We start from the raw sequence: 11,420 nt of genomic DNA, 5'->3' as shown, positions 1-11,420 counted from the left end.
ACGGGCCGCCATGATCAAAACCGCACATATCCTGCGACTCCGACGCCGACGCCTGACCGCGTAACCGGCCCGTTTGATCTATTGCGCGTTCAAAATCTGCGCAAACCCCACCAAATCTGTTGACGACCAAGGCTCTCGTGTATCACTCACAGGGCTCAAGCTATTCGAAAAGGATGATCCGATGATCCCGTCCGTTCTGCCGACCTATAACCGTGCGCCCCTGACATTTGTGAAGGGCGAAGGCGCCTGGCTGACCGAGGCGGATGGCCGACGTTTCTTGGACCTCGGGGCGGGGATCGCAGTGAATGCGCTGGGCCACGCGCATCCGGCACTGGTGGCCGCACTGACCGAACAGGCGCACGCCGTTTGGCATGTCTCGAACTTGTACAACATCCCACAGCAGCAGGCGCTGGCCGACAAACTGGTGGAACACACCTTTGCCGATACGGTGTTCTTTACGAACTCGGGCACTGAATCCTGCGAGTTGGCCGTGAAAATGGCTCGTAAGTATTTCTACGACAAAGGTCAGCCCGAGCGGGTCGAGATCATAACCTTTGACGGCTCATTTCATGGCCGGTCCTCGGCTGGTATCGCCGCCGCTGGTTCTGAAAAGATGACCAAAGGCTTCGGCCCGTTGCTGCCCGGCTTCGTTCATCTTGCCTTCGGCGATCTTGACGGCGTCACCAACGCTATAACCGATAAAACCGCAGCGATCCTGATCGAGCCGGTTCAGGGCGAAGGCGGCATCCGCCCGGTGCCTGATGCTGAACTCAAAGCTCTGCGTCAAATTTGCGACGACAACGGTCTACTGTTGATCCTTGATGAGGTCCAATGTGGTGTTGGCCGTACCGGCAAGCTCTTTGCGCATGAATGGGCCGGGATCACTCCAGATATCATGATGGTCGCCAAAGGCATTGGCGGCGGTTTCCCTCTTGGCGCGGTGCTGGCAACCGAAGATGCCGCCTCGGGCATGACGGCTGGCACCCATGGCTCGACCTATGGCGGCAACCCGTTGGGCTGCGCTGTGGGCTGCGCTGTGATCGATCAGGTCGCAACGCCTGCGTTCCTCGAAGGCGTAAACCGCAAGGCTGGTCTTCTGCGGCAAAAGCTCGAAGGCCTGATCGCCGACCACCCTGATGTGTTCGAAGAAGTTCGCGGCTCTGGCCTGATGCTTGGCCTCAAGTGCAAGGCACTCAATATCGATGTAGTGAATGCGGGGTATGACCACGAAGTCATTACTGTCCCTGCCGCCGACAACGTAATCCGTCTCCTGCCACCACTGACATTGACCGAGGATGACATCGCACAGGCCATGATCCGCCTCGACAAGGCCGCAATACAAATCGAAACCCAGCTTGCAACGGCCTAAGCTTCATCTTTTCCCAAATACTCCGGGGGTGTGGGGGCTTGCCCCCACACGTCATCAGCCAAAAAGCGAAGTAAAATGAACCATTTCCTCGACATCCATAAAACCGACGCCGCCGACCTGAGGGCCATGATTGATCAGGCAGGTGCAATGAAGCAGGCGCGTCTGGGTCGACCCAAGGCAGCACTTGATCAGGAACAACCTCTGAAAGACCGGATGGTCGCGTTGATCTTTGAAAAGCCTTCGACCCGGACGCGCGTATCCTTTGACGTTGGCGTGCGCCAGATGGGTGGGCAGACCATGGTGCTTTCGGGCAAGGACATGCAACTGGGCCATGGCGAGACGATTGCCGACACAGCCCGCGTGCTGTCCCGTTATGTCGACATGATCATGATCAGGACCTTTGATGAAACGATCCTGACCGAGATGGCAGAATACTCGGACGTGCCGGTGATCAATGGCCTGACCGACCGCACGCATCCCTGCCAGATCATGGCCGACGTGCTGACGTTCGAAGAACATCGCGGCCCCATCGCAGGTAAAAAAGTGGTCTGGACCGGAGATGGGAATAACGTCTGCGCCTCGTTCCTGCACGCAGCGGGCCAGTTCGGGTTCGATCTGACGTTCACAGGTCCGGCGCAATTTGATCCCGAAGAAGAATTCATGGGTTTTGCCCGCCAGAAGGGCTCGCAAATCGTGGTGGAACGCGACCCGTTCAAAGCCGTTGAAGGGGCTGATCTTGTGGTCGCAGACACCTGGGTTTCCATGCATGATTCCCAATCGGCCAAAGAACGTCGCCACAACCTGCTGCGCCCCTATCAGGTCAACACGGAACTTATGTCCCACGCCAAACCGGATGCGTTGTTCATGCACTGCCTGCCCGCGCACCGTGAAGAAGAAGCTACGTCCGAGGTGATGGACGGCCCGAACTCCGTCATTTTCGATGAAGCAGAAAATCGTCTTCACGCGCAAAAAGCGGTCATGCGCTGGTGCCTCGGCGTTTAGGCTCGTCGACGGATATCCCAAACCTTTAGCTTGGCGAGCGTCCGTACGCTCGCCAAGAGAACCAGAACGCATAACGTGGTCTTGGTCATGATTTCCATTGTTCCCTCGATCAGCATCGCGTGAACAACGCTGCCGATAATTGTCACCATTGCTAGACCGGTATGGCTAAGTCGCCAAAGGCGAAACCGCAGGTTCAAACGTTGGCGCATGACACCCAAAAGAGCCGCTGCAAAAGCTGACCACAACGCGATGACACCCCAATTCGAAAACGGGGTGGCTGAAACAAAAAGCAAGGCGTCGACTACGTCTGGCGGGCTGGTAATCCATAGACCTCCCACATGGATCAATATGGCCACGATCAGGGCCAATCCACACCGCCTGTGCCAATGGCGGCTGGACACAGGGGAAAGTCCAGGCAACCAGCGCCCGGCCAGCAGCGGTTGCAGCAGCAAAAGGCACATTCCGATAATGCCCGCAAATCCGGAGAGAATGTAGATCGGATCACGCCACGCCAGATAGGGGCTGTGGGCCGCTGCGATGACCGGGATTGCTAGGGCTGCACTCAACAGCACCCAGATCAGGCTGCGCCTCAGCACCACTCAGAGAGGCTGCAATACAAAATGCGCGGCGAGCGTCTTGTCCTTTGCGCTCGACATCACAGGGCGCAGGAAAACGGTCTCGAACTCCCCGCTGTCATAGGCCAAATGCCCGTGAGGTTGACCGAAGGCGGGCACGATTTGCGGCATCTCCAGCCGAAACTCACCCTTCGCATCCGTCAACGTCGCGCCATGGCTGTGCGGATCGCGTTCGTGCCCCTCGGTCGTGTGCGCCCAGATCTGAATGCGCTGGCCGGGCAGGGGAGCTCCGTCGCCTGCACGCCGCACCGTGCCGGTCATCCAGAACCCACCGCCACCGATCCGGTTCACAATAGGTGCTCCGGGACGGTAATTGTTCGATCCACCCCGCATCGACGGCGTTGGTGCAAGCCCGCTCGCACGTGCCGGTAACAAAAGCCCCGAGGCCCCAGTTGCCACAACAGCGGCACCTTGGGTGATCAGTAAACGACGGGAGAGCAACGCGTCAGCCATTGAGAAACCTCCAATCCGCGACCCCTTACGGTCCGATATCGATACTCAAGATAGCATGGTTCCGGTGGATTCCGAGGCACACCGGATCACAAAATCTTACTCTCACGGTTCTGTGAGGCGGACAGGGGAGGCGGCACCGAATCTTTTTGACGTTTCGTTTTACAAGGTGCGATGCTTACGGACATTGTGTTTGAAACGAAAGGTCGTGCCATGACACAAGCGGATCAGGTCTCAGCCGAGGATATAGCTGCATTCCGACACGACGGTGCAGTTATTCTGAGGTCCAAATTCTCGCGCGACTGGCTGTCGTTGTTGCGTGAAGGCATCGACGCCGACCTTGAAAATCCGACTAACAATTTCACGCGCCATACCAAGGACCCCAATGCCCCCGGCTATTTCGAGGATTACTGGGCCTGGAACAAGATCCCCCAATTCACCGAGTTCGTGCGCAACTCACCTTGCGCGTCACTTGCTGCCGGGTTGCTCGGCGCACCGTCCATCAACCTTGTTATGGACAACTGGTTCCTTCGTGAAGCCGGATCAACATCGCGCCCGCCGTTTCATCAGGATTTGTCCTATTTCGATTTCGAAGGCACTATGTGCGTGCTGTGGTTGCCGCTGGAGCCGGTGACGAAGGAAAACGGCATCGCATTCGTCAAAGGTTCGCACCTGTGGAACAAGCTGTTCATGCGGGTGCGCTTTGCTGATGGGCATCCAAGTTATGAACCGACTGAGGTTGCCGGGCAAACCTATCACCCGCCACCTGATGTAAACGCGGACCCCGATGCGTATGACCTGTTGCAATGGGATCTGGAGCTTGGGGACTGCATCTTTTTCGATATGCGAACCTTGCATGGCGGGCTATCGGCAACGACCCCGACGGAAACGGTTCGCCGTTTTACCCTCCGCATGACCGCTCCGGATGGCGTCATTCGATACCGCGGCGACTGGGCCAAGGGCGAGCGTGCGCAGTTCGAGGCCGCTGGATATGGCGAAGGGGATCGGATCGACGGCGCATTCTTCCCTCAACTTTGGCCAAGATGAGGACGCTCGTTTCGCACCCAGTATGTGCGAAGATGCACTTTATCAGGACGTGGTTAGGGTTATCTCTGTTATCAGCGAACGATGTGCCAGCCCGGCCATCTGAGATTTAGGGAGAAAAGGAATGAGTTGGAACCCGACCCACAATCCAGATTGCGTCTCGGAAAATCCGGCGCTGGATACGTTGATTATTCCGCGCGCCCGAGATCTGGGAGGTTTCGAGGTGCGCCGCGCTTTGCCTTCGGTCCAACGGCAATTGGTGGGCCCGTTCATCTTCTTCGATCAAATGGGTCCGGCTGAATTCATCACCGAAGGTGGCATAGACGTGCGGCCCCACCCGCATATCGGGTTGGGCACGGTCACGTACCTCTATCAGGGCGAGTTTGAGCACCGCGATAGCCTTGGCACCCACCAGATGATCTATCCGGGTGAGGTCAACTGGATGGTAGCAGGGCGCGGCGTGACCCATTCCGAACGCACCAGCGATGAAACTCGTAGTAAGAAACACAGTCTGTTTGGCATCCAGACCTGGATCGCCTTGCCCGAAGCGCATGAGGACATGGCGCCCGACTTTGAGCACCACAAACAAGGCGCGCTGCCGCACATTCAGGATGCGGGTGTCAGCGCGCGGCTAATCCTGGGCTCAGCCTATGGTGAGTCCAGCCCGGTCACCATGCTGTCTGAGACGTTCTATCTGGATGTACAGCTTGAGCCCGGCGCGTCCTTCCCGCTGCCAGACGATCACGAGGATCGCGGTGTCTATGTGACGCAGGGTTCAGTCGAGATCGCGGGCGACACGTTTGACGAAGGCCGCATGATGGTGTTCCGCCCCGGAGACAAACTGTCGGTCAAGGCGGGCCCTTTGGGGGCGCGGCTGATGCTGCTGGGCGGCGCGACACTGAACGAAGACCGTTATATCTGGTGGAACTTCGTTTCGTCTTCGAAAGAAAAGATCGAAACCGCAACGCGTGAGTGGAAAAGCGCCGATTGGGCCAATGGTGCCTTTCATCTTCCGCCCGGTGACGACCAGGAATTTATTCCGATTTCTGAGGAACTTGAGCGAACCAAGCCACGTCTGGCGCGATAACGGGCCGTCCCTAGTGGGGCGGGGTTGTGTAACCGACGGTTTGCGGTGATCCTTTCAGGTATTTCTGAGGGGGTATTATGAAAGTTGTTATTGCGGGTGCAGGCAGTATTGGCTGTTATTGCGGAGCACTGTTGGCCCGAGCGGGCCGTTCCGTCACCTTACTGGGCCGTGCGTATGTGCTGGATCCGATCCGCGAAAACGGGTTGACGGTCACGGATTTTGGCGGGCTCGATTATACCGCACCAGCAGGGTCGTTGGCTCTCAGCCAGGATCCAACCTGTCTGGGGCATGCGGAACTGATCATCGTTACCGTGAAATCGGGGGCTACGGCGGATATCGCCGACCAGATCAGCACCGAGGCTTTGCCAGACGTGCCGGTTCTGTCCTGGCAGAACGGGATCGAAAACGCAGCGACCTTGCGCGCAACCCTGCCCGGGCGTGATGTGCGCGCCGGAATGGTGCCTTTCAACGTTGTGCCAAATGGCCCTGGCACCTATCACCGGGCGACATCGGGCGAGATTGTTATTGAAAGCGGTCCGGGCGATCTGGCGTCCCGCCTCAGCAGCCCGGATCTGCCTGTTTTGGCGAGCGACCAGATCGAAGCCGTGCAATGGGGCAAGTTGCTGATCAACCTGAACAACGCGCTGAATGCGTTGTCAGGCCTTACGATTGTGGATCAACTGACAAACCGCGACTGGCGCATCCTCGTTGCAGATCAGATGGCAGAAGCGCTTTCCGTTCTAAAAGCAGCGGGGCACCCTGTGGCCTCTACCACGCCGCTTCCCGCCTGGATGACCCCGCATATCCTGCGGCTGCCGACGCCCTTATTCACCCGCATTGCGGCCAGGATGCTGACCATTGATCCCAGCGCCCGAACCTCGATGGCCTACGATTTGATGGCTGAACGGCAAACGGAAATCGATAGCTTGCAAGGTCATATCATACGACTGGGTCGAGAAACCGGCGTGCCGACACCCATCTGCACGCAAGTGTCTGATCTGATCAAACACGCGCCCGATCATCCGTTGACGCCGGATCAGATCAGGCTGTAACCACTCCGGTTACACGAAGGCAGTCAACATCCAATAGATAACGGCCGACATGGTTGCAGCAGCAGGTACGGTGATCACCCATGCCGCCACAATGGTCATGAAGTGTGAGCGTCGTACCAGCTTGCGACGACGGTACTCCTCTGGGGCCAGACTTTGGGTCGCTGCACGTTGAAAACTGACTTGCTTGCGCCGCCGTTCAGAGTGCCATTCACGGTAAAAGCCGACGCCAAAGACCGCACCCACTGCAATATGTGTTGAGCTGACCGGAAGGCCAAGCCAGCTGGCTACGATCACGGTAATCGCTGCCGAAAGGGCAACGCAGAAGGCTCGCATGGGGTTCAGCTTGGTGATCTGGCTGCCGACCATACGGATGAGCTTGGGGCCGAACAGGAACAGGCCGAACGAAATGCCAAACGCGCCGATGATCATCACCCAAAGCGGGATTGTAACTTTTGAAGCGAAATCTCCGAATTCCGCCGCGTGCACAATCGCAGCCAAAGGACCGACCGCGTTGGCCACGTCATTGGCACCATGGGCGAAACTCAGGAACGTGGCCGAAATGATCAGAGGCAGGCCAAAGAGGGTTTTCAGCGATCGTGTCCGGTTTTCAAGACCTTCGGACTTGCGCCGCACCCAAGGTACGGCGGCGGACCAGGCCAGCAGACCCGCGCCGAAGCCGATCACAAGAGCCATCTCAAGTTCGATTTTCACGATGCGTTTCAGACCTTTGACCGCGAGGTAGGTTGCAAAAGCCCCTGCCATCATCGCCACAAGAATAGGCACCCATTTTCGGGCAGCTGCAATCTTGTCGTCCTGATACTGGATCTTGGCCTTGATGAGCGCCAGAAAACACGCGGCAATCACACCGCCCAGCACGGGCGAGATCACCCAACTGGCTGCAATCGCGCTCATCGTGCCCCAGCTGACTGCGCTCAGCCCCGCAGCTGCGACTCCGGCCCCCATAACCCCGCCGACAACCGAGTGCGTGGTCGATACCGGCGCACCGACCCAGGTCGCCAGATTGACCCACATGGCTGAAGAAATCAGAGCCGCCATCATGGCCCAGATGAACACATTGCTGTTCTGAACCGAAGTAGGGTCGATAATGCCCTTCGAGATGGTCGAGACCACATCGCCACCTGCCAGCAACGCGCCCGCGCTTTCGGCAATGGCGGCAATCACAATGGCCCCGCCCATGGTCAGCGCGTTTGCACCAACTGCCGGGCCCATGTTGTTGGCCACATCATTGGCGCCGATATTGATCGCCATATAGGCCCCGAAAGCGGCAGCAGCCACCACGATATAGCTGCCCTCTGCTTGGCCAAACAGAACGGCTGCCAGCAGTCCTGCAACGACCATGAACGCCAACGCGATGCCGGGTGCTAGCATGGGGCGCGACACGTGTATGCTGGCGTTTTCAACGCGAGAAATGCGATGCAGATCGGTATCTAGCGCCTGCCAGCGTGGTTTTGGGTTTGTATCAGACATGGGCTTGATCAGTTTTTCAAAGACCGCCCGCAGCTAACGGTTCGCTATTGCAAGAGCAAGCCACGTGTCATGAAATTGTTGTGTAAACGTTACATTTTGCGCAACAACGCCCGCAACTCAGGTTCCTGCACGTGCGAAGCCGCCTCAGCCGGGGAAAACCATTTGCGTGTTCGCTGATGAGCTTCGGGGAAATCTTCGACCAGCTTGCTGACAGCAATCCGGTAGACACTGGTCAGCACCGGCTGAGCAGACCCGTCCTTGAGGATTTTGTCATAGGTAAAGTGGCCTACCGGCGTCTTATCAACGGTTTCCGCGCGCACTCCGGCCTCTTCCCAAGCTTCCTGCAGTGCTGTTTCAGCCCCGTCCAGACCGTCGATGGGCCAACCTTTCGGAATGATCCAGCGACCTGTGTCACGGCTTGTGATCAACAGAACTTCGTCCTGGCCTTTCTTCTTTCGGGTGCATAGGGCCGCGAACTGCACCCGCCGAGGGCGCAGGATCAGAGGTCTGCCGACCTCTTCCCATAGATTTCCCAGTTTTGAGCCCATTAGAAGCGGTTTACCCATATGCTGTCATCGGAATTGAAGGGACGTAACAGTGGAAATGTTGAATTTCAATTAAATCTTCAGGAATTCTCAGTTCGCGAGCGGTTTTAGGGGCGGATTGCGGAAGTACTGTGTGTTTTGAGCTTTTGGGGCGAGTCTAATCGCGCCTGCGTTTGGCTCTTAGCGTGGGGTCGGCTTGGGTTGGGTCCTCGGGCCAGGGATGTTTGGGGTATTGCGCCCTCATGTCCTTACGGACGTCCGCGTAAGAGCCAGCCCAAAATCCAGGCAGATCGCGTGTGATCTGGATTGGGCGCTGCGCAGGGGACAGAAGGGTGATCTTCAGCGGCGTGCCCCCGACAACCGGATGACGGGACACGCCAAACAACTCCTGCAACCGGACCGAGATTTCTGGGACCGCAGCACTGTAATCAATCGGCACCTTGCGCCCCAGCGGTGTTTCAAACGACCCCGGCGCGCGCCGGTCCAGCTCTTGCGTTTGGGACCAATCCAATCTGGCGCGCAAGGCGGGCAATAGATCGAACCGCTTCCAATCTTCTGCACTTTTGACACCTGAGAGCATCGGCAGGAGCCAGCCCTCCAAACTGGCCATCAGACCCTCGACCGAGAAATCGGGCAAGTCGACCCCGTCCGCGCGAACCAGTTCGACCCGAGCCGCCAGGCGGGCGGCAGCCCCATCCAATCGTAAGCCCAGATCACGTACCCCGTCCAACATTGTCCTGGCGACAACATCATCCGGGACATCCTTCCAGATACGATCATCCAGCGTGATCGAGCCGAACCGCTCCTGCCGTCGGGACACAACCCGGCGTTCGCGTTTCGACCATGTACAGCTGTCTATCCATGCGATTTGATCCGAGAACAAATCCCGGATCTCTTGTTCCGAGATCTGCGTGGCCAGTCGCACCTTTGCTTCGCGCGGGTTGCCATCCGTATCGGTCACAACCAAGTAAGGCGCGCCTGCCAGCGTGTCGCCGTTGTCCAGAACAACGCCCTTGCCGCCCGACAACACATAGCGTGGTGCTTCCCCCTTGCGCCTTTGTCCTATGCGATCTGGATAGGCGAGGGCGGCCATGGCAGCCGTGCTTTGCGGCTCGGATCCGTCTGTGACTTGCGCCCGCAACCGTTTGGCCTCGGCCTTTATTCGGTCCAGGGCACCCATATTCACCTGCCAGACGCGGTTGCGTTGAAACGCCCGCACATCCCGCAGCGCCTCTTGCCGCAGCGCGATATCGACCGGAGCACCGCGCAGAGGATCGCGTTCGGCCATCAGTGCTGCCAGTGATGCGGCCTGCACGCCTGCGCGGTCTAACATGTGACCCAGCCTGGGGTGCAGAGGCAGCGCCGCCAAGGCGCGCCCGTGATCCGTGATCCGGCCGTTGCTGTCCAATGCGCCCAGCATTCTTAGCAAAGCCCGCGCCTCGGACATGGTTCCGTCCGGTGGTGGGGTTAGGAAAGCCAGGTCGCTGGCATCCGCGCCCCAAAGAGCCAGCTCTAACGCCAACCCGGTCAAATCGGCTGCCTCAATCTCGGCTGGCGGGTAGGCAGCCAGCGCGCCTTCCTCACCTTTTGACCAGAGCCGATAACAAACGCCTTCGGCCACACGGCCTGCGCGGCCTGCGCGTTGCGTCGCTTCGGCGCGTGTCACGCGGTCTGTGACCAGCCGCGACATGCCCGAGCCCGGATCAAACCGCGCCCGCCGTGCTTGGCCCATGTCCACGACCACCCGGATATCTGGGATGGTCAGCGACGTTTCGGCAATCGACGTCGCCAGAACCACTTTGCGCCCGCTTTTAGCGGGGGCAATTGCCGCGCGCTGGGCGGCAAAGGGCATTGCTCCGAACAGCGGATGCATGGCGCAGGCTTCGGGCAGCCGGGACTTCAACGCGCCTTCAGCCCGACGGATCTCGCCCTCGCCGGGCAGAAAAACCAAAAGACCACCCCCTGTTGCGCGCGTTTCACGCTCGGCCTGTACCACCAGTTCAACCAGTGCATCCAGACGCCGAGCCTGAGGCGCAAGAGGGCGATCCAGCCAGCGGGTCTCGACCGGAAAGCTGCGCCCTTCGGACGTGATCAGCGGGGCGTTCATCAACCGGCCCACGGGTTCAGCGTCCAATGTGGCGGACATGGCCAGCAGGATCAGATCATCCCGCAGCGCACCCGCCACCTCAAGACACAGCGCCAGTCCGAGATCGGCGTTCAGAGAGCGTTCGTGGAACTCGTCAAAAATCACCGCGCCAATGCCAGGCAGATCAGGGTCGGATTGCAGCATCCGGGTCAGGATGCCTTCGGTAACGACCTCGATCCGCGTGACTTTAGACACTTTCGTGTCGCCGCGCACGCGGTAACCCACGGTTTGCCCCGCGCGTTCGCCCAGAGTTTCGGCCATCCGCTCGGCTGCCGCCCGCGCCGCCAGGCGGCGGGGCTCCAACATCACGATCTTACCGTCGCGCAGGCCTGCTTCCAGCATCGCCAATGGCACCCGCGTGGTTTTGCCTGCGCCCGGTGGTGCTTGCAAAACTGCTCGCCCATGTTTGCTTAGGGCTTCCAGCAAGTCGGGAACGGCGTCATCTATCGGCAGGCTTGTTATCATGCGGACCTTATCCGCCATCGTTTCGATGCCGTCTAGTTCCCGCACGCCCATCGGCACCTTTCCCAGAACGAAATGACGCAGGTTTTGTTTGGAATGCATTTCACGCGTTCTCTGGTCTGGACAAACGCCCCCTGACC

At 58.8% G+C, this 11,420-nt stretch carries 10 protein-coding genes; 5 read left to right on the top strand and 5 right to left on the bottom strand.

Going from position 1 to position 11,420, the window contains the following annotated elements; translation table 11 throughout:
- Positions 1-181: 181 nt before the first annotated feature.
- Both ACR3EH_RS05445 and argF read left to right on the top strand, forming a co-directional pair.
- Complete coding sequence (locus ACR3EH_RS05445; protein ID WP_171647529.1) at positions 182-1,369, top strand: aspartate aminotransferase family protein; 1,188 nt, start codon at positions 182-184, stop codon at positions 1,367-1,369.
- Between the two features lie 75 nt (positions 1,370-1,444).
- A complete protein-coding gene (argF, locus tag ACR3EH_RS05440) occupies positions 1,445-2,371 on the top strand; it encodes an ornithine carbamoyltransferase (RefSeq protein ID WP_171094069.1) in 927 nt (308 codons plus the stop codon).
- Here the strand turns inward: argF and ACR3EH_RS05435 are convergent.
- Both ACR3EH_RS05435 and ACR3EH_RS05430 read right to left on the bottom strand, forming a co-directional pair.
- Complete coding sequence (locus ACR3EH_RS05435; RefSeq protein ID WP_174839920.1) at positions 2,368-2,964, bottom strand: ferric reductase-like transmembrane domain-containing protein; 597 nt, start codon at positions 2,962-2,964, stop codon at positions 2,368-2,370. The two genes, argF and ACR3EH_RS05435, sit on opposite strands and share 4 nt — an antisense overlap.
- A gap of 6 nt (positions 2,965-2,970) precedes the next feature.
- Entirely contained in the window at positions 2,971-3,459 is a 489-nt protein-coding gene (locus ACR3EH_RS05430) for a peptidase associated/transthyretin-like domain-containing protein (protein WP_171186784.1), read from the bottom strand.
- Positions 3,460-3,630: 171 nt separating this feature from the next.
- On the opposite strand from ACR3EH_RS05430, the gene ACR3EH_RS05425 reads away from it, so the two are divergent.
- The 3 genes from ACR3EH_RS05425 to ACR3EH_RS05415 all read left to right on the top strand — a co-directional run bounded on the left by ACR3EH_RS05425 (position 3,631) and on the right by ACR3EH_RS05415 (position 6,639).
- A complete protein-coding gene (locus ACR3EH_RS05425; protein WP_216600435.1) occupies positions 3,631-4,503 on the top strand; it encodes a phytanoyl-CoA dioxygenase family protein in 873 nt (290 codons plus the stop codon).
- A gap of 121 nt (positions 4,504-4,624) precedes the next feature.
- Positions 4,625-5,587 (top strand): pirin family protein, encoded by a 963-nt coding sequence (locus ACR3EH_RS05420; RefSeq protein WP_171186780.1) that lies wholly within the window; start codon positions 4,625-4,627, stop codon positions 5,585-5,587.
- Between the two features lie 77 nt (positions 5,588-5,664).
- Positions 5,665-6,639: a 2-dehydropantoate 2-reductase gene (locus ACR3EH_RS05415; RefSeq protein WP_171647527.1), complete on the top strand. Its 975-nt coding sequence runs from the start codon at positions 5,665-5,667 to the stop codon at positions 6,637-6,639.
- A gap of 9 nt (positions 6,640-6,648) precedes the next feature.
- Here the strand turns inward: ACR3EH_RS05415 and ACR3EH_RS05410 are convergent, their stop codons facing one another.
- From ACR3EH_RS05410 to hrpB, 3 genes are all read right to left on the bottom strand, one after another.
- Positions 6,649-8,127 (bottom strand): inorganic phosphate transporter, encoded by a 1,479-nt coding sequence (locus ACR3EH_RS05410; protein ID WP_171186776.1) that lies wholly within the window; start codon positions 8,125-8,127, stop codon positions 6,649-6,651.
- 89 nt (positions 8,128-8,216) lie between these two features.
- Positions 8,217-8,675, bottom strand: coding sequence for an NUDIX hydrolase (locus ACR3EH_RS05405; RefSeq protein WP_171187129.1), 459 nt, complete (start codon positions 8,673-8,675; stop codon positions 8,217-8,219).
- Positions 8,676-8,829: 154 nt separating this feature from the next.
- Positions 8,830-11,280 carry an ATP-dependent helicase HrpB gene (hrpB, locus tag ACR3EH_RS05400; protein WP_171676092.1) on the bottom strand — a complete coding sequence of 817 codons (2,451 nt, stop codon included), beginning with the start codon at positions 11,278-11,280 and terminating at the stop codon, positions 8,830-8,832.
- Positions 11,281-11,420: the final 140 nt, after the last annotated feature.

This window comes from Ruegeria sp. BG7, assembly GCF_056535685.1.
This window is presented reverse-complemented; position numbering and strand designations above follow the sequence as displayed.